This window comes from Acinetobacter lwoffii (assembly GCF_049367455.1).
Taxonomy (GTDB): Bacteria; Pseudomonadota; Gammaproteobacteria; order Pseudomonadales; family Moraxellaceae; genus Acinetobacter; species Acinetobacter lwoffii_W.
Genome location: NZ_JBMPXW010000001.1, coordinates 1,908,015 through 1,934,223 on the forward strand (window position 1 = coordinate 1,908,015; position 26,209 = coordinate 1,934,223).

Genomic DNA, 26,209 nt, shown 5'->3' on the forward strand with positions numbered 1-26,209 from the left:
ACAGGTGAGCCGTGATTACATTCAAGGATCAGGAATTACAGGTTTCAGGCAAAATTGACTATGACAATGCGCAGGACTATTACTTAGATGGCTTGCGGCTAATCCAGTCAAAGAACCAGTTTCCGCTTGTGGTTAACTTGGCTGGGCTTGAAAGTGGCAGTACTTTGGCTTTGGCGGTATTGGTGCGCTGGTTGCGCCAAACTCCTCAAGCGCAAGGACTACAGTTTAAAGCTGTTCCTGCTAAAATGATGAATATCATTCAGGCCTGTCATTTACAGGATGATTTACAGATCATTCAGTAAATAAAAAAGCACCGAAAGGTGCTTTTTTATTTATTGTTGATACATTTTAAAAGTAAAGTCCTTCCTTTATCAAAAGGACGTTAGGAAGGATTAAAATATGACCTCACCCTAACCCTCTCCTAAAAGGAGAGGGAACTTCCTCTCTAACTTTATGGATAGAAATGATGATTTTTAAAAACTACTATCTCAATAAATATTGGAAGTCCTCTCTCCCTATGGGAGAGAGTTAGAGAGAGGGTGAAGAAATTAAATCCACTTCTTCCATCTAAAGTAAATCAATGGCCCAATCAAAAAGCCGATCAAAATGATACTGACCATAATGAAGCTCATGGTGCCTTGTGCAAAAGGCAGAACTTCGATATTCATGCCATAAATACTGGCGATCAGCATCGGTGGCGCAAGCATACTTGGCAAGATCGAGAATCGACGAATCGTATCGTTCTGTTCCGTGTTAATGAATCCGGACGTGGTATCGAGCAGGAAGCGCACTTTCTGGAACAGGAAGGCATCATGCTCCACCAGCGAGCGCACATCTTCACTGAGTTCTCGGATATCCGCATCATAAATATGACTACCCAAGGCGCGTGGACGAGACAGGAAAGTTAGAACACGACGTAAATCGATCAGACAGAGCTGCGCTTTACCGAGCATATCTTCCAGTTGAGCTAGCCGGGTAATCATGTCATCCAGATCGAGAATCTGCTCACGATGGCGGTTATTCAACACTTCAGTTGAATATTTCTCTAAATCTTTATGTACATCTTCTAGAATGTCGGCCAGTTCATCTAGTTTGGCTTCGAGCAGACCCAATAAAATCCAAGTCGGATCTTTATAATCGATTTCATAATCATTGCGGCGCGCACGGGCACGGAAGGCACGAAAGGCCACCAGCTTTTCGCCACGCAAGGTAAACAGACGGTCCTTATGCAGAATGAATGCTACGGTTTGTACCGTCGCCAGCATGCTGGATTCATCTTCGTTTTCGTTCTCGACCTGATAGTTTTTATTTTTGGTTAAAAAATAGGTACTGATATGCAAAATGCCGTCATCATCACGGTAAAATCGGGCACTCGAGGAAATATCTTCCAGCGATTTTAAGGTCGGTAAGTTTTGCGAATAGGCATCTAGAATCCATTGCTGCTCTTCTTGTGAAGGTGCAATCAGATCAAGCCATACTAAATCTGGATGCAGGTCGAAATCACCGTTAATCGTGATATCTTCTAAGCTACCGCGCTCTGTGGCGTAAAAGGCTTCAAGCATGCTGTCTTTTCTCCCTGGCGCAGTATGTGAATTGGAATGGGTGTATTTTAGACAAGGAATTGAATAAAAACACTGATATTAAGCAGTTATTTTTGGAAAAAGCGCGCTTGCAGCGATTTCGTACAATATAGCGTCAATTGGAGAGTGAAATGATGAATTCTATCGCAATTTTTTGTGGTTCAGCACTGGGCTCGGATCCTCTCTATGCCCAGATTGCCGAAAAAGTTGGCCAAACCTTGGCAGCAAGGCATCAGACGCTAGTCTATGGCGGTGGTCGCTCCGGTTTAATGGGCATTGTTGCTGATAGTGCTTTGGCTGCTGGTGGCAAGGTGATTGGCGTAATTCCAAGACAGCTCGTCAATCGTGAACTGGCGCATCCGCATATTACCGAGCTATTTGTGGTCGATAATATGCATGAACGTAAAACCCGCATGTCGGAACTGGCACAGGGATTTATTACCATTCCGGGTGGTGCAGGAACGCTGGAAGAAATTTTTGAACAATGGACCTGGGCACAGTTGGGAATTCATAAAAAACCTTGTGCTTTTTTAAATGTAGATGGTTTCTATGATGATTTACTCAAATTTATCCATATGACGACTGAGAAAGGTTTTACCAAAGCGCGCTTTAGCGATGCTTTAATTGTGAGTGATAATCTGGATGATATTTTGCGCCAGTTTGAAAGTTATCAGCCGCCTGAAGCGAAATGGGGTATGGTCGATCAGACCGATCTTGTAAAATAAGCTGTCCACAGCATGATTTGTAGAAAATAAATGAAAGTGATTACGGTGGCTGCAGCCATTATTTTAAATGAAGCGCAGCAACTGCTGGTGGTTCGTAAAAAAGGGACGTCCTGCTTTATGCAGGTTGGTGGCAAGCTGGAGCCAAATGAAGCACCAGAAGCAACGATGTTGCGTGAAATTCAGGAAGAAATTGGCACACAGGCACAGATTCAGCAATTCATTGGGCGTTTTGAAACCAAGACGGCGAATGAACCAGATCATCAACTGGTGAGTTATGTCTATTGGGTAAGTCTGGATCAAGCACCAAAAATTGAAGCGGAAATTGCCGAAATGAAATGGGTCGATCTGGATGAAAAAGAGCTACGACTCGCACCCTTGACCACTGAAATTGTGATTCCTTGGGTGAAGTCGCAGTTACTCGCCCAAGCTTAAATTTTCAGATTTGAGCACCTGCCAGACAGGCTGCATAAACTTTTTGACAGCCCAGTTGTTCAAGTGTTTGGCTCAGTGCTCGAATCGAGCTGCCGGTCGTCACCACATCATCAATAATCAGCACCCGACGGTAACGCAGCTTGGAAATGGTACTGATCTGGAATTGTGATTGGATGTCTTCAATCCGCTCCAGCCGGCTTAGGCCCTTTTGCGAGTGTTGTTTCATTCGTCGAACAGGTTGCCAGATGGGTACATTCAACTGTTTTGCCACATGTTTGGCCAGCACTAGAGATTGATTATAACCGCGCTCAGCCAGACGCTCATTCGAGATCGGCATCGGTACTATCGCACTGACTTTAGGTAGGTCTAAACTTAACAGCACACCTGCCAGTAAATTTTGCAAATGCAGCTTCTGTTCATATTTAAACAGTTGAATCAGCCGGTCCATCGGGTAAGCATAGTCGCAGGCAATCTGGAACTGCATTTCCTGCCGTTGAATGGTTTGATGTGCCCAGGGTAATTGTCGCCAGCAATCTTCACAGACTGAATGAATGGTTTGATGATCGGTTAGACAGAGCTGACAGGGCTGTAAGCAGCTCAGCCAGGATTTTCCGTGTTGCAGTAATTTAAACATAGGCATAGCGCGGTGCTTCCGGTAGCCAGCGTTGCAATAATGCCTCCGCCTGATCGGGATAATCCTTGAGCATCTGCTGGGCCACATAATGTGCCTGATTGAGCAGGTGATCATCACGTTCCAGTTTGGCCACACGGAAATTCATGTCGCCAGTCTGTTTGGTTCCAAGCAGTTCACCTGGGCCACGCAATTCCAGGTCTTTCTCGGCAATCATGAAACCATCATTGGTTTCGCGCATGATTCTTAAGCGTTCCTGACCATTTTGAGACAGCGGATGTTTATACAGTAGGGCACAGAAACTGGCTTTGGCGCCACGACCGACCCGGCCCCGTAACTGATGCAATTGAGATAGGCCCAGACGTTCAGCATTTTCAATTACCATGATGGAAGCATTGGGTACATCTACCCCGACTTCGATCACGGTGGTGGCAATCAGGAGCTGTAATTCATTATTTTTAAACTGCTGCATTACCGCCTGTTTTTCATCGGCTTTCATCTTGCCATGTACCAGTCCGATATTCAGCGCAGGAAAGCGCTCGCGAATTTCGGCAAAGGTCGCTTCTGCGGCCTGAGCATCCAGGGTTTCGGACTGTTCTACCAGTGTACACACCCAATATGCCTGCTTACCTTCAGCACAGTTGCTGGCAATCCGTTGCAAGACTTCTTCGCGTCGATCTAATGGAATGGTCACGGTCTGAATCGGGGTACGGCCCGGCGGCAGCTCATCAATTACTGAGGTATCCAGATCACCATAGGCAGACATGGCCAGTGTGCGGGGAATCGGAGTCGCAGTCATCACCAGTTGATGCGGAGACATACCATCTAGCCCTTTATTTCTGAGTGCAAGGCGCTGATCCACACCAAAGCGATGCTGTTCATCAATAATCACCAGACCCAGTTTGGCAAACTCGACATTTTCCTGAAACAGGGCATGGGTACCGATCACCAGATGGGCGCTCCCGTCCCGAATCACCTGTTCTGCTGCGGCGCGGGCTTTGCCTTTCTGCTTGCCGGAAAGCCAGGCCACATTTAAGCCCAAAGGCTCAAACCAGCGTTTAAAGTTTAGATAATGCTGCTCGGCCAGAATCTCGGTCGGTGCCATCAAGGCCACTTGCCAGCCTTCCTCTAAGGCATGGCAGGCTGCGACACCGGCCACTAGGGTTTTACCCGCGCCGACATCGCCTTGCACCAGACGCAACATCGGTTTATTGCTTGTTAAATCCTGTGCAATTTCTCTGGATACACGTTTTTGCGCAGCGGTCATTTCAAACGCCAGACTGGCTAAAAGCTGTTTGGCATAGGTCTGACTGGGCGCAAATGAAGGCGCTTCGACCTGCTGGATGAAGGCCCGACGTGTCAATAGGCTGATCTGATGCGCTACCAGTTCTTCAAAGATCAGGCGCTGCTGTGCAGGATGTGAGCCTTGTGCTAGTTGCAGCATATTGGCATTGACTGGCGGGTGATGGATATATTCCAGTGCCTGTTTCAGCGCATAACCATTGCTAAATTTTGCTGGCAGCAATTCAGGCAGATGATCGCTGTATTGAGCCAAGGCCTGCTGAATATAATCCCGTATTTTTGGCTGGGTCAGGCCTTCAGTCGCCGGATAAATTGCCGTGAGCTGGGTTTGAGGTAAAGGTGTGTCCTCAGTAATGACTTGCAGTTCGGGATGATACATTTCCAGACCGCGCGCACCGACCCGCACTTCACCAAAAATTCTTAAACGGTTACCTAGTTTGCAGCGGTCGGTAATACCTTTATAAATATGATAAAAACGTAAAGTGACTTTGCCAAAATCATCATCCAGCAGCACAGCCATGGATTTGCGTTTGCCAGGTGGAAAATCCACACCTTTAACGATGCCTTCCAGCAGATAGCTGCGTCCCACGCTCAATTGATTCATAGGAATGATCGTGCTACGGTCTTCATAGTCACGTGGTAGATGAAAAAGCAAATCATCAGTATTGAAGATATTTAGTTTTTCGAGTAATGCAGCGGCGGCATTGCCAACGCCTTGTAACTGATGGACTGCAGCCATGTCCCCTCAACCAGATTTGTGATTCGGTGCTCAATGCATATTTTATTTATCGGTTATGGTAAAACATCCCGACGTGTGGCTAAACAACTATTTGAGCAAGGTCATCAAATTAGCACAATTAGCCAGAGTCCCAAAACAGATTCATTCGCAACTCATCTGATTCAGGATGTGCATCAACTGGATTTAACTGCAGTTGCACCAATTGACTGGGTCTATATATTACTTAGTCCAAAACAAAGTGCGATTGAAGGTTATCAGCAAACTTATCTGGATTCGGTTCAACCTATTGTGGCTGCCTTGAAACAGCATCCGGTGAAACGGATTGTGGTGGTGTCATCGACACGAGTGTATGGGCAAAATTCCGGTGAAATCGTAGATGACGAAACTGAAATTCACCCGAATGATGCTCAGAGCAAAATCTTGCAGCAGATGGAGCAGGCTTATTTCACTGCTTATCCTGAGAAATGTACCATCATTCGTCCAAGTGGGATTTATGGAGCATCGGTAGAACGCCTACAAAAAATGGCCGCCTCGATGTTGAGATATCCGAATCTGCACTGGTCCAACCGGATTCACATTGAAGATTTATCACGTTTCTTATCACAGATGATTCACGTGGAACATCCTGAAAATTCTTATATTGTGACAAACAACGATCCAAAATTAATGCATGAAATATTGCAATGGTTCCAAAAGCAGATGGGGCTTCCTTTGCTTAAAGTAGAAAGTGAGCAGGTGACAGGTAAGAAGCTTTATGCGACCCGAATGCAAAAAATGGGATTTGAGTTAGAGCATCCAGATTGTTATGAGGATTATTTGGGGTTGATGAGGAAAAATAATCCCTCCTAGCCTCCCTTTTTAAAGGGAGGAATCCCCCTCCTTTTCAAAGGAGGGGTTAGGGGAGGATTTTATTTAAAAGACCTCTCCCTATCCTCACTTGCACTTCGTTTTAAAAGCCGTGCTTTAAAACTCGCTCAGGAGAGGGAATACTCATATTTAAATAATGGCATTAGCTTTCCAATTTTCACTTTTTATAAATTCTAAAATAAAAAGAGAGGCCTTAGCCTCTCTTTTTATTTAATTTAAACTTACTTCTTTTTCCGCTTCGCGCGTTTCTTGGCTTGTTCAGCTGCAACCGCATCGAGGGCTTCTTTCAGTTCTTCATCCGTAAAGTCGGTGATGTGGTGCAGCATTTGTAGCTTCACTTCATCCAGTACCAAATCTGCATATTGAGCCACATTGGTTAGCTGCTCATCAAAGACAATCGCATTGTCTTCATTGGTACACAGATAACCTTTTTGGGTTAAGACTTTAATAAAGCTCTGGAATAGGGCTTTGTCGAAGAACTCAGGTGAGTTGAACTCATATAGCACAGACAGGCGCTGTCCCACCAGATAACTCAGCTCTTCGACCTGACGGGTCGAGATATTGCCAGAACCACGCTGGGTAATCAGTGCCAAAGTCATGTAATAACGTTCCAGACTTTGAGTCACGGGTGCAGCCAGAACTTCGAGCTGATGATGCGCTTCCGTATTCGGTGCAGGTGCAATCAGGTTTTCGCCATCTTGCGTGATCAGTTTCAAGGCAATTAAGCTATCAATATGGGCATTGACCTGATTTTGAATCTCATCTTCATGCCATTTTAAAAATAGCTCAGCTTTGAGGAACGGATATAGGGTGCTGCTGATATTGATCACATCATGACGGCGGATGGTGCCGTTATGTTCAGTCAGGGCTGCAATCAGGGATGGCAATATAAAAGTATGCACAATATTATTACGGAAATAGGTCAGCAGAACCGCCTGATTATCCTCAATCGCAATAATATCTCCCAGTACATGCTTCACCCGTTTGATCAGTTTCAGCTTCATTGCATAGGCAATTATTTCTTTGCCTGACAGCGGTGTAACCTGCATGCGTTCATCATAAGGCAGGGCGGTGAGCAAGGTGCGATAGGTATCCAGCTGTTTGATACAGATTTCTTCATCCAGCGTATGTTTTGGCGTGGCCAGCAAGATTAAAGATAATAACGATACCGGATTGATCACGACTGCACTGTTAATATTTTCCAGAATAGCCTGTGCAGAGCTATTCACCGCGTCAGAAACCGCTTGTGGAACCGGATCATCGTTCTTTTCGATCTTGATATTTTCTGCACCATGCTGTTTCAGGATATCATCCAGAAATACCGGTTTACCAAAGTTCAGGTGCACCTTGCCAAAAATACGTTCAATCTTGCGCAGGGTTTTCAAAATACCAAAAATAGACTCGGCTTCTTTTGGCTTACCACTCATCTCACCGACATAGGTACCACCTTCCATTAGGCGTTCATAGCCGATATAGGTCGGTACAAATACAATCGGTTTGGACTTGCCACGTAAATGACCATGCACGGTCATTGCCAGCATCCCGGTTTTTGGCGGTAGCAAACGACCGGTACGTGAACGGCCACCTTCAATAAAATATTCTAGCGGGGTATTACGTGACAGGACGCTATACAGATATTCTTTAAACACCGTAGTATAGAGCGCGTTGCCGCGGAAAGTACGGCGAATAAAGAAAGCGCCACCACCACGTAAAATCTGACCGACAAAAGGCATATTCAGGTTATCGCCTGCAGCGATGTACGGCACCATCAAACCACGGCGATAGATCACATAAGACAATAACAAATAGTCAATGTGACTGCGGTGGCATGGGGTATAGACAATTTCATAATCCTTGGCCAGTTCACGCACGGTACTGAAATTATGCACTTCTACGCCGTCATAGAGTTGGGTCCATAAGCGGGTCAGGGCCTTGTCGGCAAAACGTACGGTAGAATGAGAATAATCGGAAACGATTTCGTTCAGATAACCGATGGCACGACGTTCAGATTCCAGCATCGAGATTTTGCTACGAATACTGTCATTGCGAATCGCCGCCTGTACATCGGGTGACTTGATCAGGCCATGCATGACATTACGGCGGTCGGACAGATCCGGCCCGAGAATGACTTCACGCTGACCATCCAGGTAATCATTTAAAGTGCTGACAATATAGGTGGCCGGCGCTGAATTTGGATGCGTCTCTTTGGCAAAGTTAATCAAGGTGCGTAAAGACTGCGGTTCATGAAACTCTAAATAAGACTGGCGACCATGCAGGCCGATATTGACCAGTTGCTTGACCCGGCTTGGTGTAGACCAGGTATCGGTAAATAATAACTTAAACCAGGAATCTTCTTTCTCCGGTTCACGTCCCCAAAGTACTGTTACCGGTACCAGTTCGACATCCAGTTCAGGATGCTGTTCCAGGATTTCAATCAGGCGTAACAGGCGCGGCGGGAAAGCATGCGGTGGTGAGCTGAGCAGATTATTTTCATCATGATGCTGTAAAAACAGTACTGATGCTTTTTCCTTACTGTTACCGAGTTGCATTGGATCAAGTGCAGCCGGCAATTTTAAGCGGCGCGTTTCTGCATCGACAACCAGTGCATTACTACGTGAATGGTTCTGTAAAACGTAGCAGACCAGCTTTTGCGATTCTGCTGCAGTCTGATCAGATTTAGGTGCTGTCACTTCACTTGGTACTTCCCCAAGAACATGAGGGGTAACCACAAGATCAAGTAACTTACTTGAAAGCTTGCGATACATTTGACCAAAGCCATTCTTGGACATAGCTGCTCCTAATTTTACTGACCAAAACCACAGGACTTCTGAGGGAATTTATTTTGCGGGTTTCTAAAGCGAAACAATATATCTTTTTTTAACAACTTCAACAGAAGTGCTTCAATTTTAGCGTGAAAGCAGGTGCTTTTCCTAGTCACTTATGACATCAGTATGACAGAACAGTCATGCAAACTTTAGAGTTTCGGTCTGATTTTGTGGCAGAATATTCCAGATCAATTATTTAGATCCGTTTTTCCATTTTGGATATCTCCAATATTAGATAGGTTGCTTATGAATGCCTTAACACAGGAACTGGTCGAGCTGCTCAGCTTAGAAAAGTTAGAAGAAAACATTTTCCGGGGAATCAGCCGGAATCTGGTGGGCAAGCGCGTGTTCGGTGGGCAGGTTTTAGGGCAGGCACTACGCGCCGCGTCTTATACCACAGACCGTCCAGCACATTCATTACATGCCTATTTTCTGTTTGGCGGGGATGTCAATGCACCGATTATTTATGAAGTGGATCGTATCCGTGACGGCAAGAGCTTTGTCAGCCGTCAGGTGCGCGCTATTCAGCATGGCCGTACCATTTTCATGTGTATGGTGTCTTTCGCGCATCAGGAAGAAGGGCTAAATTACCAGATTTCAGAGCCTGAATATCCACCGGCAGAAAGCCTGAAAAATGAAGCGGAACTGATCAAACAGATTATTGAGTTTATTCCGGAAAATGTCCGTGCATCTTTCACTCGTGATCGTCATGTGGAAATTCGTCCGGTCAATCCGCAAAATCCATTCCAGCCTCAACCTGAAGCACCGTCTTATGCGCACTATATCCGTACGCATGACCGTATTGCTGCAGAAGTCGATCAGATCTCCTTGCATCAGGCTATTGCTGCTTTCTATTCTGATTTTACCTTTATGACCACAGCGCTTCGTCCACATGGTCTGAGCTATATCTCGCCAAGTTTGCAATGTGCCAGTATTGACCATGCCATGTACTTCCATAAACCGTTCCGTGCGGATGAGTGGATGCTTTACGATATGGATGCCACCCAAAGCGCCAGTTCGCGTGGCCTGAATTTTGGCCGGATGTGGCAGAACGGTGAGCTGGTCTGCAGTACCTCTCAGGAAGGTCTGATCCGTTTACGTGAAATCGAAACACAGTAATTTTTCTTCCTGCTCAAAAAGTCGAATCCCTGATTCGGCTTTTTGTTTTTAAGCCGGATGAAAATGGCCATTTGATATCATGTCCTCACGCCGTGTTTATAAAATATTACTCGATTCTGTAGAATTCGCATGGCATAGTGCGGCTTAAGATCAATATTAAAAATGCATGAAAAGATGAGCTTAAATACGCAAATTTTAATTGCCGCCGTATTGGGGGTGCTGTTTGGATTTCTATTGACGATATTTCCGCAGACCTCATTTTTTGATATCAGCTTATATGGCATCGGCATCGTCAGCAGTATTTTTATTGGCTTGTTAAAAATGCTGTTAGTGCCGCTGATTTTTAGCTCGATCGTGGTCGGCGTATCCAATCTGCAGGCGGGTGGGCAGCTAAGCCGCACCTGGAAAATCACCCTGATGTGCTGTGTGACCACCACCACCTTAGCACTCATTTTGGGGCTGGCGTGTGCGCATTTGTTTAATGTCGGTAAGGGTGTTGATGTGCTGATGTTCCAGGATGCCATGGCGCAACATCAAACACCGGATACGCTTACGCCATCTTCTTTCTTTACCAACTTTATTCAGAATACCCTGATCAATCCGTTTAAAGCATTTGCCGATGGGAATGTCTTGGCGGTGGTAGTCTTTGCCTTATTTGTGGGTGTAGCACTAGTCGCAGGTGGAGATAAATTCCGTACTGTGCGCAAGCTGAGTCACCAGTTTTTTGAAATCATGATGTTGATGATTGGCTGGGTAATGAAACTGGCACCACTCGGTATTTTTGCCTTATTGGCCAAATTAATTGCCACTGAAGATGTTTCGGTTCTTAGTCGTCTGGCTGAATTCGCTGCGGTAGTCACCGGTACGACGATTTTTCATGGCATCGTGGTCTTGCCTTTATTGCTATGGATTTTCGGCAAGATGGATCCGGTCACGTTCTTTAAAGGCACACGTGCTGCCTTGATTACTGCCTTTGCCACCAGTTCCAGTTCGGCCACCATGCCCCTGTCGATGAAATGCGCACAGGAAAATTTAGGGGTACGCCCACATACCGCAGGCTTTGTAATTCCACTTGGGACCCAGTTAAATATGGATGGTACGGCGCTGTATGAAGCAGCTGCAGCTCTGTTTATTGCCAATTTAATGGGGCTGGATCTGAGTCTGGGGCAGCAACTGGTGGTCTGCGCGACTGCGATGATTGCATCCTTAGGTGCACCGGGGATTCCGAGTGCCGGTATGGTGACTATGATTATGGTCTTGCAATCGGTAGGTTTGCCTGCCGAGGCAATTGCCATTCTGTTGCCGATCGACCGTTTACTGGATACCGTACGTACAGTGGTGAATGTTCAGGGAGATATGATGATCAGCGTGGTGGTGGACCGGCATACGCGTGAACCCGATCTTCAAGCTAAAGATAGCTAAAACATTTAAAAAAATAAAAAAAAGCAGGTATTTGACCTGCTTTTTTATTTGTACGTTGAGTTTTAATAAATCAAGAATGATCACAGATCATTTAGGTGATATGGTCTTAATCCGCTGAACGCTTATTCTGATTTAGCTCATCTGCCGCTTTAAGCTCGGATTGATCCTGCTCAAGCAATTCCAGCGGTTCTTCAGCTTCATTTAAATCATGAGTCGATACTTCAGCATGCTCAGAATCAGCTTCACTAAGCTCGAGCTCTTCAAGCGGTTCATCAGATTCATTCAAATCATGCGCTGATGCTTCCGGAATGCTGTCCAGATCATATTCAGATGCTTGATCTAAGGTAAAGTTCAAACGGCCACCCATGACGCTGGCCAGTTCTTCTAAACCTTGTTTGTTCATGGAGGAAAACAGTTGAATCGAGAAATCCAGCTTCATCTTTTTCAATGCCGCTTTGACTTCCTGCAAGGCTTTGGATGCAGGACCACGGTTTAGTTTGTCAGATTTGGTCAATAACACATGCACGAACAACTGGCGGGAATAAGCCCATTCCAGCATCATTACATCAAAGTGTTGCAGGGGATGACGGATATCCATCAACAATACCAGGCCTTGCAAGCTTTGACGGTGAATCAGGTAATTTTCCAGTTCTTTTTGCCAGACCAGTTTCATTTTTTCAGGCACAGCCGCATAACCATAACCGGGTAAGTCGACCAGACGCTGATCCGGATTACCCAGGCTGAAAAAGTTGATCATCTGGGTACGGCCAGGTTTTTTCGATGCACGTGCCAACTGTTTCTGGTTGGTCAGGGCATTAATCGCACTAGACTTACCCGCATTCGAGCGGCCGGCAAAAGCAATTTCATAGCCTGTATCTTCTACACAAAGACTGAGTTTGGGTGCACTCATTAAAAATTCGGCTTTGCGTAGCCAGTTGAGTGCGCGCACAGAATATTCAGTAATGGCAGAATCAACTTTTTTCTCGTAGCTGATCTTTTGCTTAGGCGCATGGGCTGTCTTACTGTTTTTGGATTTTCCTCTGCTGTGGTGCATAACTCAACTTCAATAAATGATCTACAATGAAACATTATAAAGGAAGTCGCACAGGCAAGCGAACTTTGCTGCAAGAATAAGTCACAAGACCTGACCCGGAAGACTTTAAAGATTAATCAGGCCGATCGGAGAATTTGTACTGAAACGCGCATTTCGTGGCCTAATCACATCTTTAAGCACATATTGGTCCAGACTGCTATAAAACTGTTCCACCGCATCATCTAAAATACCTTTTAAACCACAGGTCGGACGTAATACGCAGGGTGGGCTATTGCATTCCACTACATTGCTGTCGCGTTGCAGGATCCGCACAATCTGTCCCAGCTGGAGGCTCAGGCTGGCCGGATTTAAGCGTATGCCGCCACCTTTACCACGTGTGGTAATCAGCCACTCCTGTTTCGCCATAAAATGCACGATTTTCATGGCATGATTTTGTGAAACCTGTAATCGCTCGGCAAGTTCTGCAATGGTATAGGGGAGATCACGTGGCTGTGCGACATACATCAGAATCCGAAGCGCATAGTCAGTGAATTTATTGAGTTGCATAACGTCAACAGCTAGAAAATGAAAGAATTGAATGTTAAAAGCTCCACGAATGGAGCTTTTAATCAGAATCTGATGCTAGTCTAAACCGTTTTTGCAATTAAAGCTTGAGCGGGGCAGACACTTCAACTACATCACCAACTTTGTAGTGGTCGATCAGTGTCTGTGCAACCGAGAATGCGGTTGGATTTTCTTCCGCTTTCACAGTAATTTGATATTGCTCGTTTTGAGCCTGATCAAAGCTAAACTGTTGTGGTTGACGAATGTGCTGTTCAGGCACCTGTACACGTACTGAAATATGTTCACCGGCTTCAGCACTTGCAATCGCTGCACCATCTTTAGCTTTAAGTGTAAAGATTTTACCTGCGTCGGTATCATTGACTGCTGCTACTTCAAATTCGCGCCAGCCCGCCCAGCCACCATTTTCAGAAGCTAGGGTGGCATATTTAGATTTTTCCACACCAATCAAAATATCTGCCAGTTGCATATACGCTTCTTTCCAGGCTGCAATCAGGTCTGAGTCCATGGGTACATCTAAAACTTCGCTGATCGAGTGCAACAGGTTGTCACCGACAATCGCATATTGATCCGGTTGAATATCCAGGCTGACATGTTTAGTGGTAATGCGTTCGATGGCTTTGGCCAAAACGCCCGGATTGGTAATGTTTTCGGCATAGGCAAGTACTGCGGCAGCCAAGGCACGTGGTTGACGGCCAGTACTTTGATGATCCATGTTGAAGGTGTTTTTCAACTCTGGATGGTTTTTCAGCATGCGGTTATAGAAATACGTGGTAAGTGCTACGCCGTTTTCACGTAAAACAGGAACAGTCGCTTGTACAAGTTCAATATGTTGTGGAGTCATGAGAGCCGTCTACAGGTGTTTTTTAAAAGATGTATTTAAATTACATCTTTTAAAATGGCTTTACAATAGCGCATAGTCATAAAACCATAAAAAAATTACGGGATATAAAAATATCCCATAAAAAGTGTGATGATGATCGGAAAAGGAGCGGGATTATTTGCGGCCAAACAGCGAACCCAGTAAGCCGCGCACAATTTTCTGCCCAGTACTCCCGCCCAGGCTACGGGCAGCACTTTTGGCAAAGGTGCCGACAATATCCTGAGTCAGTTTTTCTCGTTGCTTGGCTGCGCGTTCAGCTTCTTTTTGCTGTTCTCGTGCCAGACGTTCCTGTTCTTTAATTTGCTGCTTGGCAAGAGCTTCCTGTTCCTTGCTTTGCTGTTTGACAAGTTCGGCGGCCTGAGCCTGTTGCTGGCGTTCTGCGACCTTGTTTTGCAGCATTTCATGGGCGCTATCCCGATCGACTGGCTGCTCATAAATACCGGCGACAATACTTTGCTGCATGAGAGCCTTGCGTTCTTCAAGCGAGATCGGTGTAAAGGATGAATGCGGCGGCATGACCCAGCCACGCTCTACTATTTGCGGAATGCCTTTTTCATCCAGGCAGCTAATTAGGGCTTCACCGACAGCAAGTTCGGTAATCACCTGATCGACTTTAAATTCAGGATTGGCTCGGAAAGTCTCTGCTGCGGTTTTCACTGCTTTTTGATCTTTGGGAGTGAAAGCCCGCAAAGCATGTTGAACCCGATTGCCGAGCTGGCCTAATACACTTTCAGGTAAGTCCAACGGATTTTGCGTGACAAAATAAATCCCTACACCTTTCGAGCGAATTAGACGCACCACCTGCTCAATTTTTTCTTGCAGGGCAGGGCTGGCATTATCAAATAAAAGATGGGCTTCATCAAAGAAAAACACCAGTTTAGGTTTGTCCAGATCGCCGACTTCGGGAAGCTGTTCAAACAGCTCGGAGAGCATCCAGAGTAAGAACGTGGCATATAGCTTAGGCGTATTCATCAGCTTGTCAGCCGCCAACAAATTGATATTGCCACGTCCTTGACTATCCGTCTGCAAAAAGTCCATCAGATCCAGCGCCGGCTCGCCAAAAAACTGGTCACCGCCTTGGTCAGCCAGTGCTAACAAATTACGTTGAATCGCACCGAGACTGGCGGATGAAAGATTGCCATATTCAGCTTTAAAGTCAGCCGCATGCTCAGAGACATAACTCAGCATCGCTTTCAGATCTTTAAAGTCGATCAGCAATAAACCCTGATCATCGGCAATCCGAAACACGGCAGATAAAACGCCTTCCTGGGTGTCATTCAGATTCAGTATTTGCGCCAGCAGCAGCGGGCCAATTTCAGAAATGGTAGTGCGAATCGGATGACCCTGTTCGCCAAATAAATCCCAAAACACCACTGGTGAGGCTGCAAAAGGAATGGACTCGATATTGAGACTTTTAATCCGTTCATCAAACTTGGGGCTGCTTTCACCTGCTTTGGCCAGGCTGGACACATCGCCTTTGGCATCGGCGAGGAATACAGGTACACCAATTCGAGAAAAGCTCTCCGCCAATACTTTTAAAGTCACAGTCTTTCCGGTACCAGTGGCACCTGCAATCAAGCCATGTCGATTGGCAAGTTGGGAATGCAGCACAATATCCTGTGTGGTATCCGCAGTTTTTTTAGCAATAACAATTGGTCTACCCATAGCTTTTCCTGTTATTTATTATTCGTTTTTAAGTTTTTTCATTTGTTCTAGTGCATGCTGAATATCTTGAATCAAATCTTCCGGATATTCCAGTCCAATACAGAAACGAACCAGCAAGCCGTCATTTAAGTGTGAATGTTCCAGCACACGCATGTCTTTTAAGTTATATAGCATGACCAGACTGACAGGGCCACCCCAACTAAAGCCTAGCTTAAACAGTTTTAAGCTATCACAGAAATTCCGGATATCCTGCATTACGTATGTGCTGTCAAAGATCACGCTGACCAGGCCGGCACTATCACCTTGCTTGCAAATTTCTTTCCAGTACTGATGGCCTGCGCTGTCCGGGTCAGCAGGATGCAGCACCTGTACAAACTCGGCTTGCTGTTGAAGCCATGTCATTAATGCCAGTGCACTTTTCGACTGATGTTCATAGCGAAGTTGCATCGAAGCCAGACTGCGTTGTATCTGTGCCACATCATCACCAGAAACACTAATGCCCTGAATGGCATGTGCGCGGAACAGTTTGTGATGCAGGGCTTTATCTCGCGTAACCACCGAGCCCATCAGAATATCACCCCCGCCGCTTGGATATTTGGTCAGTGCATGTACCGTCATATCTACACTTAAATGCTCTTCACTAAAATCAAAGGCATCAAAAGCCAGACCTGCGCCCCAGGTATTATCCAGCGCAGTAAGAATATTGTGTGCCTGAGCTTTTTTCACTAAACCAGCCAGATCCGGAAATTCCAAGGTGACTGAGCCAGCAGCCTCGAGCCAGATCAGTTTGGCTTTATCTGTAGGCTGAAATGTATCAAGCTCTATGGGATTGTAGACCTTAACCGTAATTCCATAACGCTTTTCCAGATTGCGTAAATGTTCCATGTTTGGACCATAGATATTGTCAGCCACCCAAACCTCATCTCCTTGGCTTAAAAAGCAAGAATTCACAAGATTAATCGCGGATAAACCACTCGGTGCGAGCAGGTGATATAAACCACCTTCGAGCTGTGCGATGTTATCGCCCAGCGTAAAGGTCGTAGGCGTGCCATGCGTGCCATAACTATAGTCATAGTCATCGGTCCAATGGCGATTAAACAGGGCATCGGTATTGTTAAAGATAATCGTCGATGCACGATAGAGGGGAGGCTGAATGGTAGAAATCGCTTGAGGAGCCTTTCGTGGTGCATGAATGAGCGCTGTTTGAGGATTTTTTTTCACGTGAATGCTCTCAAATGTAATCAAATATTACTCTAGCTTAAGAGAATCTGTGACTCACTGCCAGTTACGTTGTGAATTGTTTAAAAACAACAAGTCTTATAAAAAGTTGGCTTCATTTTTGCAAAACCTAAATCTATATAGCTAAAAAAATAGGTTGAGGAGCATGAAGTCGTATTTAAAAGTGCATTATTTTCAGCATATTGCTGGTGAAGGTTTTGGTAGTTGTTATGAATTTTTAAAGCAGCATCAGGCGCACATTACAGCGACTGAATTTTTTGCTTTACCCGTGGATCGACCGCTGGAGATCGAGGCGCTGCCTGCAGTGGAAGAGGTGGATTTGCTGATCATTATGGGGGGAACCATGAGTGTGAATGATGAAGCAAATTTCCCTTGGTTAAAAATAGAAAAACGCTGGTTGCGTCGCTATCTTTCGCATGGCAAACCGGCAATTGGCCTGTGTCTGGGTGGGCAGTTGATTGCAAATGCTTTGGGTGCAGGTGTTAGTCGCAATCCAGAACAGGAATTGGGGTGGACCACGGTGCACAGAGTGGCGAATCTACCAGAGACGTGTTTTAGCCTGCCGGAGCAGTTTAATATTCTGCAATGGCACAATGAAACATTTGAATTGCCTAAAGGGGCAGTCCATCTGGCAGAAAATGAAGCCTGTCGTAATCAGATGTACCAGTTGGGTAGAAATGTATTGGGCTTCCAGTTTCATCCGGAAATTACCCCAGAAACACTCGAATTGTTTTTAGAAAATGAAGGAGAGCTTGCACAATTTTCAGGAAAATATGTGCAAAATTTATTTGAATTAAAAAAAACCACGAAGCAAAAATTTATTGAAGGAAATCAGATATTAAATCGTGCTATAGAATATGTTTTGGCAAAAACTGCCTAATATTTACACAATAAACTATTGTTTTAAGTCATAAATTGAAAACTTGGATAAAACCATAAAAGAGATTTGCTTATGCATTAAACAATGGCTATAATAAGCGACCCTTCAATAGGAAGGGGGTTAACTGCGAATAAAGTAGTTAACTATCGTTACAGTCGTGGCATCGATCATGACCTTAGTGATATTTCACTGCTCTTGACACTTGCCCACATAAAGTGGGGTGAGATGCGTCAAGAGTGATTCTTTATATATTTGGCTTGGAGTTTACTGGTATGTCTAACCAGAGAATTCGTATCCGTCTTAAGTCTTTTGATCATCGCCTGATTGATCAATCAGCTCAAGAAATCGTAGAAACCGCAAAACGTACTGGCGCACAAGTGTGTGGTCCAATTCCAATGCCAACACGCATTGAACGTTTTAACGTTTTAACATCACCACACGTAAACAAAGACGCGCGTGACCAGTACGAAATCCGTACTTACAAGCGTTTGATCGACATCGTTCAACCTACAGACAAAACTGTAGATGCATTGATGAAGTTAGATCTTGCAGCTGGTGTTGATGTTCAGATCGCATTGGGTTAAGGCTTTCGGGTTAATTAACACTCTAAGTTAATTAGGCCGCTTTTTTAGAGGTTTATGCACATGGCTATTGGTTTAGTCGGTCGCAAGTGCGGTATGACACGTATCTTTACAGATGCTGGTGTTTCTGTGCCTGTTACAGTGATTGAGGTTGATCCTAACCGCATCACTCAAATCAAAACGCTTGAAACTGATGGTTATCAAGCGATTCAAATCACTACTGGTGAACGTCGCGAATCTCGCGTAACTAACGCTCAGAAAGGCCACTTCGCGAAAGCGGGTGTTGCAGCTGGTCGTCTAGTTCAAGAATTCCGTGCTACAGAAGCTGATCTTGAAGGTCGTGAAGTTGGTGGTACGCTTACCGTTGAATTGTTCCAAGTTGGTCAAGTTGTTGACGTAACTGGTCAATCTAAAGGTAAAGGTTTCCAAGGTGGTGTTAAGCGTTGGAACTTCCGTACGCAAGATGCAACTCACGGTAACTCAGTTTCTCACCGTGTTTTAGGTTCTACTGGTCAAAACCAGACTCCTGGTCGCGTATTCAAAGGCAAAAAAATGGCTGGCCATTTAGGTGCTGAACGCGTAACTACACAGGGTCTTGAGATCGTTGCTATCGACACAGAACGTTCAGTTCTAGTTGTTAAAGGCGCGGTTCCTGGTGCTACTGGTGGCGACGTAATCGTTCGTCCTACGATCAAGGCCTGAGGGGAAATAACGTGAATTTAAATACTGTTTCCGGCTCTGCTGTTGAATTATCAGAAGTTGCGTTCGGTCGTGAATTTAATGAAGCTCTTGTTCACCAAGTGGTTACAGCTTATTTAGCTGGTGGCCGTCAAGGTTCAAAAGCTTCAGAAATCACGTGCAGACGTTTCTGGTGGTGGTCGCAAGCCATTCCGTCAAAAAGGTACTGGCCGCGCTCGTGCTGGTTCTATTCGTAGCCCAATCTGGGTTGGCGGTGGTAAAACTTTTGCTGCTCGTCCACAAGACTGGTCTCAAAAAGTAAACCGTAAAATGTACCGCGGTGCTATGCAATGCATCCTAGCTGAACTTGTTCGTCAAGATCGCCTAGTTTTAGTTGAAGAGTTTGCTGTTGCAGCTCCAAAAACTAAAGAATTGCTTGCAAAACTTAACGACTTGAATGCGACTCGCGCATTGATCGTTACTGATGCTGTTGATGAGAACCTGTATCTTGCTGCGCGCAACATTCCACACGTTGATGTGGTTGATGCTGCTGCAATCGATCCGGTTAGCTTGATTGCGTTCGACAAAGTTGTTATGTCTGTAGCTGCTGCTAAGAAAATTGAGGTAGAACTCGGATGAACAACGAACGTATCTATCAAGTCCTGCAAGGACCTGTATTCTCAGAAAAAGCACAAGTTTTAGGTGAAACTGCTGGTGTTCAAGTGTTTAAAGTTGCATTAAATGCAAACAAGCTTGAAATCAAAAAAGCAGTGGAACAACTCTTTGGTGTGGAAGTTGTTAAAGTTAACACGACTATCACTAAAGGTAAGTCTAAACGCTTTGGTAAAACATTAGGACGTCGTTCTGATGTTAAAAAAGCATACGTCACCCTGAAAGCTGGCCAAGATGTTGAAATGGCTGACTTGGGCGATACCGCTGAAAGCACAGCGGAATAAGGACGAGAATTATGCCTATTCAAAAATGTAAGCCAACGTCTCCAGGACGTCGCTTTGTAGAGAAAGTGGTTCACGATCACCTTCACAAAGGCGCACCATACTCTCCGTTGGTTGAAGCTAAAAAACGTACTGGCGGCCGTAATAACAACGGTCACATCACGACTCGTCACGTTGGTGGCGGTCACAAGCAGCACTACCGTCTAGTTGACTTTAAACGTAACAAAGATGGTATTCCTGCAACTGTAGAGCGTATCGAATACGATCCTAACCGTACTGCACACATTGCACTTGTATTGTATGCTGACGGTGAGCGTCGTTATATCATCGCTCCTAAAGGCCTTCGCGCTGGCGATAAAGTACAGTCTGGTAACGATGCTCCAATTCGTCCAGGTAACTGCTTGCCGCTTCGCAACATGCCTATCGGTTCTACTCTTCACAACATCGAACTTAAAATCGGTAAAGGCGCGCAGTTAGCTCGTTCAGCTGGTACTTCAGTTCAGCTGTTGGGTCGTGACGGTTCTTACGCTATCGTTCGTCTGCGTTCAGGCGAGATGCGTAAAATTCACGTTGAATGCCGTGCTGTGTTAGGTGAAGTATCTAACTCAGAAAGCAACCTTCGTTCACTAGGTAAAGCTGGTGCATCACGCTGGCGTGGTGTTCGTCCTACCGTTCGTGGTATGGCGATGAACCCAGTTGACCATCCACATGGTGGTGGTGAAGGGCGTAACAAAGGTATTCAACCTGTAAGCCCATGGGGTCAAAAAGCTAAAGGGTACAAGACACGTACCAATAAGCGTACGACTAAGATGATTATTCGCGACCGTCGCGTTAAGTAACAAGTAAAGGAATCTGACAATGCCTCGTTCTCTGAAAAAAGGCCCATTCGTCGATGCGCACTTGTTCGCTAAGGTTGAAGCGGCTATCGCGGCTAATAACCGTAAGCCGATCAAAACTTGGTCGCGTCGTTCGATGATCCTCCCGGATTTTGTTGGTTTAACAATTTCTGTACACAATGGCCGTAACCACGTTCCTGTGATCATTTCTGAGCACATGGTTGGTCACAAGCTTGGTGAATTTGCACCAACTCGTACCTATCGCGGTCACGGTGTTGACAAGAAATCTAAACGTTAATGGGTGCTATGATGGAAGTAACTGCTAAATTACGCGGTGCCGCTATCTCGGCACAAAAAGCTCGTTTGGTTGCAGATCTTATCCGCGGCAAATCTGTTGCGCACGCTCTTAACATCCTTAACTTCAGCAACAAAAAAGCTGCAGTTCTAGTTAAGAAAGCGTTGGAATCTGCGATTGCAAACGCTGAACACAATAACAGTTTAGATGTAGACGACCTTAAAGTTTCTACGATCTACGTTGATGAAGGCATGAGCCTGAAACGTATTATGCCACGTGCTAAAGGCCGTGCAGATCGTATTACTAAGCGTACTTGTCACATCACCGTTAAGGTAGGGGTTTGATATGGGTCAGAAGGTTCATCCAATCGGTATCCGCCTAGGTGTTGTGAAACGTCATAACGCTATCTGGTATGCGAATCCGAAACAATACGCTGAATACTTGCTTAAAGATCTTCAAGTTCGTGAGTTTTTGATCAAAAAACTTAAAAACGCGATGATCAGCAACATTCTTATCGAACGCCCTACAGGCGCTGCTAAAGTAACTATTAGCACTGCTCGTCCAGGTATCGTAATCGGTAAAAAAGGCGAAGATATTGAGAAACTACAACGCGAATTGACATCTATCATGGGTGTTCCTGCGCAAGTAAGTATCAATGAAATTGATCGTCCAGACTTAGACGCGCGTCTAGTTGCTGAAGCGATCGCTTCTCAATTAGAAAAACGTGTAATGTTCCGTCGTGCTATGAAGCGTGCGGTACAAAACACAATGCGTGCTGGTGCTAAAGGTATCAAAGTAGAAGTTTCAGGCCGTTTAGGTGGTGCTGAGATTGCTCGTACTGAGTGGTATCGTGAAGGTCGTGTACCTCTACATACGCTTCGTGCAGATATCGACTATGCGACTATGCGTGCTGAGACTACTTACGGTACGATCGGTGTTAAAGTTTGGATCTTCCGTGGTGAGATCTTGGGCGGCATGAAACAAGTCATGAACCCAGCTCCAGCAGAAGAGCGTCCAGCTAAACGCGGTCGTGGTCGTGGTGAAGGTCAAGAGCGTCGTGGTCGTCGCAATGATCGTTCTGCTGAAAAAGGAGAATAATCCATGTTGCAACCTAAGCGTACTAAATTCCGTAAAGTGCAGAAAGGCCGTAACACTGGTCTAGCACACCGCGGTAGCACAGTATCTTTCGGTACTATTGCACTTAAATCAGTTGAACGTGGTCAAATGACTGCGCGTCAAATTGAAGCAGCGCGTCGTACAATTAGCCGTCGTATTAAGCGTGGTGGTAAGATCTTTATCCGTGTATTCCCGGACAAGCCGATTACTTCTAAGCCTCTTGAAGTGCGTATGGGTAAAGGTAAAGGTTCTGTGGAATATTGGGTTTGCCAAATCAAACCAGGTAAAGTCTTGTACGAAATTGATGGTGTTAACGAAGAATTGGCTCGCGAAGCGTTTACGCTTGCAGCAGCTAAGCTTCCGTTTAAAACCGCTATCGTGACTCGGACGGTAATGTAATGAAAACTAAAGATCTACGTGAAAAGTCGGTAGAAGAGTTGACAGCTTTGCTTGATGAGCAACAGCTTAACCAATTCCGTCTTCGTATGGCGAAAGCAACTGGTCAATTGGGTAAATCGCATGAAGTTGCACTTACTCGTCAGACGATTGCTCGTATTAAGACCCTCCTTACCGAAAAACAGGGGAACGGACAATGAGTGATAAAACAGTCCGCACGTTAACTGGCAAAGTTGTAAGCGACAAGATGGATAAATCTATCGTTGTTCTTATTGAACGCCAAGTTCAACACCCGTTGTATGGCAAATTAATCCGCCGTTCAACAAAATTACATGCTCATGATGAGAACAACACAGCGAAAGCTGGTGATGTTGTAACCATTAAAGAAAGCCGCCCAATTTCTAAAACTAAGTCTTGGACTCTAGTTGAAGTTGTTGAAGCAGCTGCTGAGTAATTAACGTTCTTGTTGCATCATCGGTCAATTTCGAGTACTCTTTGAGCCTTTCGAAATTTCGACCGGTGTTGCTCGGTTTTGGAGTAGGGCAATGATTCAGACCGAAACTATGCTCGACGTAGCAGACAACAGTGGTGCACGCCGCGTACAATGTATTAAAGTACTTGGTGGCTCGCATCGTCGTTATGCTTCTGTTGGCGACATTATTAAAGTTACTGTAAAAGAAGCAATTCCACGCGCACGTGTTAAAAAAGGTGACGTGATGAATGCGGTTGTGGTTCGTACAAAATTCGGTATCCGTCGTGCAGACGGTTCAGTGATTCGTTTCGACGATAACGCTGCTGTTATTTTGAACAACAACAAAGCGCCGATTGCAACTCGTATTTTCGGACCAGTGACTCGTGAACTTCGTACTGAACAGTTCATGAAAATTATTTCATTGGCTCCTGAAGTTCTATAAGAGGCGATCATGGCTAAGATTAAAAAAGGCGATCAAGTAATTGTGATCGCAGGTAAAGAAAAAGGCAAACAGGGTACTGTTCTGTCTGTTTCTAATGACCGTGTTAAGGTTGAAGGCCTTAACTTGGTGAAGAAGCATCAGAAGCCGAACCGTGCTACAGGCGCTGAAGGTAGCGTTGTAACTCAGGAAGCTTCGCTTCATATTTCAAACGTGGCAGTTTTTAATGCTACAACCCAAAAGGCTGACCGTGTTGGTTACCAAGTGATTGATGGCGTGAAAACTCGCGTATTCAAATCAAATGGTGAATCAGTGGCGGTAGCGAAGTAATAGGTTGATATAGGCCATGGCCAGACTTAAAACACGTTACAACGACGAACTTAAAGCTCAATTACAAGAAGTATTGGGCGTTAAGAATGTGATGGAGATTCCTCGCATCACTAAAATCACGATCAACATGGGTGTTGGCGCAGCTGCTGCCGACAAAAAACTCCTTGATGGTGCTCTTTCAGATATGCAAGCTATCGCTGGTCAAAAACCAGTACTTACGTTAGCTCGTAAATCAATCGCTGGTTTTAAAATCCGTGATGGTTGGCCGATCGGTTGTAAAGTTACTTTACGCGGCGAACGTATGTACGAATTCTTGGACCGTTTGATCTCGATTGCGATCCCTCGTATCCGTGACTTCCGTGGTTTCTCTGCGAAATCATTCGACGGTCGTGGTAACTACTCAATGGGTCTTAAGGAACAAATCATGTTCCCTGAAATCGATTTTGACAAGATTGATCGTATTCGTGGTATGGATATTACCATTACTACGACTGCTCGCACCGATGACGAAGGCCGTGCGCTTATGCGTGCATTCGGCTTCCCGTTCAAATAAGAGGTCGATATGGCTAAGAAAGGTATGATTAATCGCGAATTGAAACGCGAAGCTACTGTTGCTAAATACGCTGCAAAACGTGCTGAATTAAAAGCTGTTATTGCAAACGTAAATGCATCAGACGAAGAACGTTTCGAAGCGATGATGAAATTACAAGCATTACCACGTAATGCATCTCCAGTACGTCTACGTAACCGTTGTGGTTTAACTGGTCGTCCTCATGGTTACTTCCGTAAGTTCGGTTTAAGCCGTAACAAATTACGTGAAACAGTAATGCAAGGTGATGTACCTGGCGTTGTTAAGGCAAGCTGGTAAGGAGCACTATAGATGAGTATGCAAGATACCGTTGCCGACATGCTAACACGTGTTCGTAACGCACAAATGGCAAAGAAACAAACTGTTTCTATGCCTAATTCTAAGTTGAAAGTAGCAATTGCTAACTTACTTCAACAAGAAGGTTATATTTCAAACGTAGAAGTTGCGGATGCTGAAGGCAAACCAACTCTTACTTTGACTTTAAAGTATTTCGAAGGCAAACCAGTTATCGAAACTGTGAAGCGCGTAAGCCGTCCAGGTCTACGTCAGTATCGCGGTAAAGATGCACTTCCTAGCGTTAAGCAAGGTTTAGGTATTGCAATTGTTTCTACAAGCAAAGGCATCATGACTGATCGCGCTGCACGTGCTGCAGGCGTTGGTGGTGAAGTTATTGCTTTTGTTTCTTAATAGGTGATTCCTCATGTCTCGTGTGGCTAAAGCCCCAGTAACTGTACCTAACGGTGTAACAGTTACTCAGAACGGCCGGCAGGTCGAAGTGAAAGGCACTAAAGGTACATTGTCTTTCAACCTGCATGCGCTGGTCGAGCTTAAACAGGAAGGCGGTATTCTAGCTATTGCTCCAGTACAAGAGTCGAAAGACGCTTGGATGCAAGCTGGTACTGCTCGCGCTGTGCTTAACAACCTTGTAAAAGGTGTTAGCGAAGGTTTCGAACGTAAGTTACAGCTTATCGGTGTTGGTTATAAAGCTGCGGTTAAAGGTGACGTTGTTCATCTTAACCTTGGTTTCTCTCATCCGATCGATTATGCACTTCCTGCAGGTGTAACTGCTGAAACTCCAACTGCAACTGAAATCATTCTTAAATCTGCTGATAAAGCAGCTTTAGGACAGGTTGCTGCAGATATCCGTGGTTACCGTCCACCAGAGCCATATAAAGGCAAAGGTGTTCGTTATTCTGACGAAGTTGTACTTCGTAAAGAAGCTAAGAAGAAATAAGGCGCGAGGTTCTTATGAACGAAAAGAAACAATCCCGTTTGCGTCGTGCGAAAAGCACACGCTTGCACATCCGTGCATTGGGTGCGACTCGTTTGTGTGTAAACCGCACTCCGCGTCACATCTATGCTCAAGTTATCTCTGCAGATGGTGGCAAAGTATTAGCGCAAGCTTCTACTTTAGACGCTACTCTACGTGCGGGTACAACTGGTAACGTTGAAGCAGCTCAAAAAGTAGGTGCTTTAATCGCAGAACGCGCTAAAGCAGCTGGTGTTACTAAAGTTGCATTTGACCGTTCTGGTTTTAAATATCATGGTCGTATCAAAGCCTTGGCTGATGCTGCTCGTGAAAACGGCTTGGAGTTCTAAT

The 26,209-nt window shown here is 45.2% G+C and carries 31 protein-coding genes and 3 pseudogenes; 25 read left to right on the forward strand and 9 right to left on the reverse strand.

The genetic code is table 11. The annotated features are described in order from the left end of the window. Nucleotides 1-11 precede the first annotated feature (11 nt). Nucleotides 12-302 carry an STAS domain-containing protein gene (locus ACO1B7_RS09015; RefSeq protein WP_253175650.1) on the forward strand — a complete coding sequence of 97 codons (291 nt, stop codon included), beginning with the start codon at nt 12-14 and terminating at the stop codon, nt 300-302. 246 nt (nt 303-548) lie between these two features. Here the strand turns inward: ACO1B7_RS09015 and ACO1B7_RS09020 are convergent, their stop codons facing one another. Continuing rightward, on the reverse strand, nt 549-1,562 hold the full coding sequence (locus ACO1B7_RS09020) for a CorA family divalent cation transporter (protein ID WP_423090089.1): 1,014 nt from the start codon (nt 1,560-1,562) through the stop codon (nt 549-551). Between the two features lie 152 nt (nt 1,563-1,714). Between ACO1B7_RS09020 and ACO1B7_RS09025 the strand changes: the two genes are divergently transcribed. Together ACO1B7_RS09025 and ACO1B7_RS09030 are read left to right on the forward strand one after the other, a co-directional pair. Beyond that, nucleotides 1,715-2,305 (forward strand): LOG family protein, encoded by a 591-nt coding sequence (locus ACO1B7_RS09025; RefSeq protein WP_423090313.1) that lies wholly within the window; start codon nt 1,715-1,717, stop codon nt 2,303-2,305. Nucleotides 2,306-2,335: 30 nt separating this feature from the next. After that, nucleotides 2,336-2,737, forward strand: a complete 402-nt coding sequence (locus ACO1B7_RS09030; protein WP_086044443.1) for an NUDIX hydrolase — start codon at nt 2,336-2,338, stop codon at nt 2,735-2,737. Between the two features lie 4 nt (nt 2,738-2,741). On the opposite strand, the gene ACO1B7_RS09035 is transcribed toward ACO1B7_RS09030, so the two are convergent. After that, nucleotides 2,742-3,377 (reverse strand): ComF family protein, encoded by a 636-nt coding sequence (locus ACO1B7_RS09035; RefSeq protein WP_423090090.1) that lies wholly within the window; start codon nt 3,375-3,377, stop codon nt 2,742-2,744. Next, on the reverse strand, nt 3,364-5,409 hold the full coding sequence (gene recG / locus ACO1B7_RS09040) for an ATP-dependent DNA helicase RecG (protein ID WP_005108592.1): 2,046 nt from the start codon (nt 5,407-5,409) through the stop codon (nt 3,364-3,366). The genes ACO1B7_RS09035 and recG overlap by 14 nt, the downstream gene beginning before the upstream one ends. A gap of 33 nt (nt 5,410-5,442) precedes the next feature. Between recG and ACO1B7_RS09045 the strand changes: the two genes are divergently transcribed. Beyond that, entirely contained in the window at nt 5,443-6,258 is an 816-nt protein-coding gene (locus tag ACO1B7_RS09045; protein ID WP_423090091.1) for an NAD(P)H-binding protein, read from the forward strand. 239 nt (nt 6,259-6,497) lie between these two features. Here ACO1B7_RS09045 and plsB read toward each other — a convergent pair whose 3' ends face one another. Beyond that, nucleotides 6,498-9,065, reverse strand: coding sequence for a glycerol-3-phosphate 1-O-acyltransferase PlsB (plsB, locus tag ACO1B7_RS09050; protein ID WP_423090092.1), 2,568 nt, complete (start codon nt 9,063-9,065; stop codon nt 6,498-6,500). A 282-nt stretch (nt 9,066-9,347) separates the two neighbouring features. On the opposite strand from plsB, the gene ACO1B7_RS09055 reads away from it, so the two are divergent. Both ACO1B7_RS09055 and ACO1B7_RS09060 read left to right on the forward strand, forming a co-directional pair. Beyond that, on the forward strand, nt 9,348-10,220 hold the full coding sequence (locus ACO1B7_RS09055) for an acyl-CoA thioesterase (RefSeq protein ID WP_423090093.1): 873 nt from the start codon (nt 9,348-9,350) through the stop codon (nt 10,218-10,220). A 174-nt stretch (nt 10,221-10,394) separates the two neighbouring features. After that, nucleotides 10,395-11,642 carry a dicarboxylate/amino acid:cation symporter gene (locus tag ACO1B7_RS09060; RefSeq protein ID WP_423090094.1) on the forward strand — a complete coding sequence of 416 codons (1,248 nt, stop codon included), beginning with the start codon at nt 10,395-10,397 and terminating at the stop codon, nt 11,640-11,642. A gap of 277 nt (nt 11,643-11,919) precedes the next feature. Here ACO1B7_RS09060 and yihA read toward each other — a convergent pair. The 5 genes and pseudogenes from yihA to ACO1B7_RS09085 all read right to left on the reverse strand — a co-directional run. Further along, a pseudogene (gene yihA / locus ACO1B7_RS09065) lies at nt 11,920-12,696 on the reverse strand (ribosome biogenesis GTP-binding protein YihA/YsxC); the annotation flags it as partial. 105 nt (nt 12,697-12,801) lie between these two features. After that, the gene (locus ACO1B7_RS09070) at nt 12,802-13,242 is read right to left on the reverse strand and encodes an RrF2 family transcriptional regulator (protein WP_114541567.1); all 441 of its coding nucleotides are present in this window, start codon (nt 13,240-13,242) and stop codon (nt 12,802-12,804) included. A 97-nt stretch (nt 13,243-13,339) separates the two neighbouring features. Then, entirely contained in the window at nt 13,340-14,101 is a 762-nt protein-coding gene (locus tag ACO1B7_RS09075; protein WP_423090095.1) for a globin domain-containing protein, read from the reverse strand. Nucleotides 14,102-14,254: 153 nt separating this feature from the next. Then, on the reverse strand, nt 14,255-15,805 hold the full coding sequence (locus tag ACO1B7_RS09080; protein WP_423090096.1) for a helicase HerA-like domain-containing protein: 1,551 nt from the start codon (nt 15,803-15,805) through the stop codon (nt 14,255-14,257). A gap of 18 nt (nt 15,806-15,823) precedes the next feature. Further along, entirely contained in the window at nt 15,824-17,026 is a 1,203-nt protein-coding gene (locus ACO1B7_RS09085) for a PLP-dependent transferase (protein WP_423090097.1), read from the reverse strand. Nucleotides 17,027-17,189: 163 nt separating this feature from the next. Between ACO1B7_RS09085 and ACO1B7_RS09090 the strand changes: the two genes are divergently transcribed. The 19 genes and pseudogenes from ACO1B7_RS09090 (at nt 17,190) to rplR (ending at nt 26,208) form a co-directional block, all read left to right on the forward strand. After that, the gene (locus ACO1B7_RS09090; RefSeq protein ID WP_004732279.1) at nt 17,190-17,924 is read left to right on the forward strand and encodes a type 1 glutamine amidotransferase; all 735 of its coding nucleotides are present in this window, start codon (nt 17,190-17,192) and stop codon (nt 17,922-17,924) included. A gap of 272 nt (nt 17,925-18,196) precedes the next feature. Further along, nucleotides 18,197-18,508 (forward strand): 30S ribosomal protein S10, encoded by a 312-nt coding sequence (rpsJ, locus tag ACO1B7_RS09095; protein ID WP_000070912.1) that lies wholly within the window; start codon nt 18,197-18,199, stop codon nt 18,506-18,508. Between the two features lie 60 nt (nt 18,509-18,568). Next, complete coding sequence (rplC, locus tag ACO1B7_RS09100) at nt 18,569-19,207, forward strand: 50S ribosomal protein L3 (RefSeq protein WP_004645054.1); 639 nt, start codon at nt 18,569-18,571, stop codon at nt 19,205-19,207. A gap of 11 nt (nt 19,208-19,218) precedes the next feature. Next, nucleotides 19,219-19,822 (forward strand): annotated as a pseudogene (gene rplD / locus ACO1B7_RS09105) (50S ribosomal protein L4). Then, entirely contained in the window at nt 19,819-20,139 is a 321-nt protein-coding gene (rplW, locus tag ACO1B7_RS09110) for a 50S ribosomal protein L23 (protein WP_004281510.1), read from the forward strand. The pseudogene rplD and the gene rplW overlap by 4 nt, the downstream one beginning before the upstream one ends. An 11-nt stretch (nt 20,140-20,150) precedes the next feature. Continuing rightward, complete coding sequence (gene rplB, locus ACO1B7_RS09115) at nt 20,151-20,975, forward strand: 50S ribosomal protein L2 (protein ID WP_004281509.1); 825 nt, start codon at nt 20,151-20,153, stop codon at nt 20,973-20,975. A 19-nt stretch (nt 20,976-20,994) separates the two neighbouring features. Then, nucleotides 20,995-21,270: a 30S ribosomal protein S19 gene (gene rpsS, locus ACO1B7_RS09120; protein WP_004673001.1), complete on the forward strand. Its 276-nt coding sequence runs from the start codon at nt 20,995-20,997 to the stop codon at nt 21,268-21,270. An 11-nt stretch (nt 21,271-21,281) separates the two neighbouring features. Then, nucleotides 21,282-21,611, forward strand: coding sequence for a 50S ribosomal protein L22 (gene rplV, locus ACO1B7_RS09125; RefSeq protein WP_001982638.1), 330 nt, complete (start codon nt 21,282-21,284; stop codon nt 21,609-21,611). A gap of 1 nt (nt 21,612) precedes the next feature. After that, a pseudogene (rpsC, locus tag ACO1B7_RS09130) lies at nt 21,613-22,429 on the forward strand (30S ribosomal protein S3). Beyond that, entirely contained in the window at nt 22,369-22,782 is a 414-nt protein-coding gene (gene rplP, locus ACO1B7_RS09135; protein ID WP_004281506.1) for a 50S ribosomal protein L16, read from the forward strand. Before rpsC ends, rplP begins: the two are co-directional and overlap by 61 nt. Then, complete coding sequence (gene rpmC / locus ACO1B7_RS09140) at nt 22,782-22,979, forward strand: 50S ribosomal protein L29 (RefSeq protein WP_004281505.1); 198 nt, start codon at nt 22,782-22,784, stop codon at nt 22,977-22,979. The genes rplP and rpmC overlap by 1 nt, the downstream gene beginning before the upstream one ends. Next, nucleotides 22,976-23,233: a 30S ribosomal protein S17 gene (gene rpsQ / locus ACO1B7_RS09145; RefSeq protein WP_004281504.1), complete on the forward strand. Its 258-nt coding sequence runs from the start codon at nt 22,976-22,978 to the stop codon at nt 23,231-23,233. Before rpmC ends, rpsQ begins: the two co-directional genes overlap by 4 nt. 91 nt (nt 23,234-23,324) lie before the next feature. Further along, nucleotides 23,325-23,693: a 50S ribosomal protein L14 gene (rplN, locus tag ACO1B7_RS09150; protein WP_004281503.1), complete on the forward strand. Its 369-nt coding sequence runs from the start codon at nt 23,325-23,327 to the stop codon at nt 23,691-23,693. 9 nt (nt 23,694-23,702) lie between these two features. Continuing rightward, nucleotides 23,703-24,020 (forward strand): 50S ribosomal protein L24, encoded by a 318-nt coding sequence (rplX, locus tag ACO1B7_RS09155; RefSeq protein ID WP_004281502.1) that lies wholly within the window; start codon nt 23,703-23,705, stop codon nt 24,018-24,020. A gap of 16 nt (nt 24,021-24,036) precedes the next feature. Then, nucleotides 24,037-24,573, forward strand: coding sequence for a 50S ribosomal protein L5 (gene rplE / locus ACO1B7_RS09160; protein ID WP_004645057.1), 537 nt, complete (start codon nt 24,037-24,039; stop codon nt 24,571-24,573). 9 nt (nt 24,574-24,582) lie between these two features. Continuing rightward, the gene (rpsN, locus tag ACO1B7_RS09165) at nt 24,583-24,888 is read left to right on the forward strand and encodes a 30S ribosomal protein S14 (RefSeq protein WP_004732275.1); all 306 of its coding nucleotides are present in this window, start codon (nt 24,583-24,585) and stop codon (nt 24,886-24,888) included. 12 nt (nt 24,889-24,900) lie between these two features. Next, on the forward strand, nt 24,901-25,296 hold the full coding sequence (rpsH, locus tag ACO1B7_RS09170) for a 30S ribosomal protein S8 (RefSeq protein ID WP_004281499.1): 396 nt from the start codon (nt 24,901-24,903) through the stop codon (nt 25,294-25,296). Nucleotides 25,297-25,309: 13 nt separating this feature from the next. Continuing rightward, the gene (gene rplF, locus ACO1B7_RS09175; RefSeq protein ID WP_005249900.1) at nt 25,310-25,843 is read left to right on the forward strand and encodes a 50S ribosomal protein L6; all 534 of its coding nucleotides are present in this window, start codon (nt 25,310-25,312) and stop codon (nt 25,841-25,843) included. Between the two features lie 14 nt (nt 25,844-25,857). Then, nucleotides 25,858-26,208 (forward strand): 50S ribosomal protein L18, encoded by a 351-nt coding sequence (rplR, locus tag ACO1B7_RS09180; protein ID WP_004281497.1) that lies wholly within the window; start codon nt 25,858-25,860, stop codon nt 26,206-26,208. Nucleotide 26,209 lies beyond the last annotated feature (1 nt).

Bases quoted from the DNA above. Each gene is read 5' to 3' on its own strand.
- rpsQ (WP_004281504.1), top strand. From the start codon at position 22,976: ATGAGTGATAAAACAGTCCGCACGTTAACTGGCAAAGTTGTAAGCGAC.
- rplC (WP_004645054.1), top strand. From the start codon at position 18,569: ATGGCTATTGGTTTAGTCGGTCGCAAGTGCGGTATGACACGTATCTTT.
- rplR (WP_004281497.1), top strand. From the start codon at position 25,858: ATGAACGAAAAGAAACAATCCCGTTTGCGTCGTGCGAAAAGCACACGC.
- rplX (WP_004281502.1), top strand. From the start codon at position 23,703: ATGGCTAAGATTAAAAAAGGCGATCAAGTAATTGTGATCGCAGGTAAA.
- ACO1B7_RS09035 (WP_423090090.1), bottom strand. From the start codon at position 3,377: ATGCCTATGTTTAAATTACTGCAACACGGAAAATCCTGGCTGAGCTGC.
- ACO1B7_RS09055 (WP_423090093.1), top strand. From the start codon at position 9,348: ATGAATGCCTTAACACAGGAACTGGTCGAGCTGCTCAGCTTAGAAAAG.
- ACO1B7_RS09030 (WP_086044443.1), top strand. From the start codon at position 2,336: ATGAAAGTGATTACGGTGGCTGCAGCCATTATTTTAAATGAAGCGCAG.
- ACO1B7_RS09080 (WP_423090096.1), bottom strand. From the start codon at position 15,805: ATGGGTAGACCAATTGTTATTGCTAAAAAAACTGCGGATACCACACAG.
- ACO1B7_RS09045 (WP_423090091.1), top strand. From the start codon at position 5,443: ATGCATATTTTATTTATCGGTTATGGTAAAACATCCCGACGTGTGGCT.
- ACO1B7_RS09075 (WP_423090095.1), bottom strand. From the start codon at position 14,101: ATGACTCCACAACATATTGAACTTGTACAAGCGACTGTTCCTGTTTTA.
- ACO1B7_RS09020 (WP_423090089.1), bottom strand. From the start codon at position 1,562: ATGCTTGAAGCCTTTTACGCCACAGAGCGCGGTAGCTTAGAAGATATC.
- rpsS (WP_004673001.1), top strand. From the start codon at position 20,995: ATGCCTCGTTCTCTGAAAAAAGGCCCATTCGTCGATGCGCACTTGTTC.
- ACO1B7_RS09060 (WP_423090094.1), top strand. From the start codon at position 10,395: ATGAGCTTAAATACGCAAATTTTAATTGCCGCCGTATTGGGGGTGCTG.
- rpsH (WP_004281499.1), top strand. From the start codon at position 24,901: ATGAGTATGCAAGATACCGTTGCCGACATGCTAACACGTGTTCGTAAC.
- rpmC (WP_004281505.1), top strand. From the start codon at position 22,782: ATGAAAACTAAAGATCTACGTGAAAAGTCGGTAGAAGAGTTGACAGCT.
- rpsN (WP_004732275.1), top strand. From the start codon at position 24,583: ATGGCTAAGAAAGGTATGATTAATCGCGAATTGAAACGCGAAGCTACT.
- plsB (WP_423090092.1), bottom strand. From the start codon at position 9,065: ATGTCCAAGAATGGCTTTGGTCAAATGTATCGCAAGCTTTCAAGTAAG.
- rplE (WP_004645057.1), top strand. From the start codon at position 24,037: ATGGCCAGACTTAAAACACGTTACAACGACGAACTTAAAGCTCAATTA.
- ACO1B7_RS09090 (WP_004732279.1), top strand. From the start codon at position 17,190: ATGAAGTCGTATTTAAAAGTGCATTATTTTCAGCATATTGCTGGTGAA.
- recG (WP_005108592.1), bottom strand. From the start codon at position 5,409: ATGGCTGCAGTCCATCAGTTACAAGGCGTTGGCAATGCCGCCGCTGCA.
- rplB (WP_004281509.1), top strand. From the start codon at position 20,151: ATGCCTATTCAAAAATGTAAGCCAACGTCTCCAGGACGTCGCTTTGTA.
- rpsJ (WP_000070912.1), top strand. From the start codon at position 18,197: ATGTCTAACCAGAGAATTCGTATCCGTCTTAAGTCTTTTGATCATCGC.
- ACO1B7_RS09025 (WP_423090313.1), top strand. From the start codon at position 1,715: ATGAATTCTATCGCAATTTTTTGTGGTTCAGCACTGGGCTCGGATCCT.
- ACO1B7_RS09070 (WP_114541567.1), bottom strand. From the start codon at position 13,242: ATGCAACTCAATAAATTCACTGACTATGCGCTTCGGATTCTGATGTAT.
- rplN (WP_004281503.1), top strand. From the start codon at position 23,325: ATGATTCAGACCGAAACTATGCTCGACGTAGCAGACAACAGTGGTGCA.
- rplP (WP_004281506.1), top strand. From the start codon at position 22,369: ATGTTGCAACCTAAGCGTACTAAATTCCGTAAAGTGCAGAAAGGCCGT.
- rplW (WP_004281510.1), top strand. From the start codon at position 19,819: ATGAACAACGAACGTATCTATCAAGTCCTGCAAGGACCTGTATTCTCA.
- rplV (WP_001982638.1), top strand. From the start codon at position 21,282: ATGGAAGTAACTGCTAAATTACGCGGTGCCGCTATCTCGGCACAAAAA.
- rplF (WP_005249900.1), top strand. From the start codon at position 25,310: ATGTCTCGTGTGGCTAAAGCCCCAGTAACTGTACCTAACGGTGTAACA.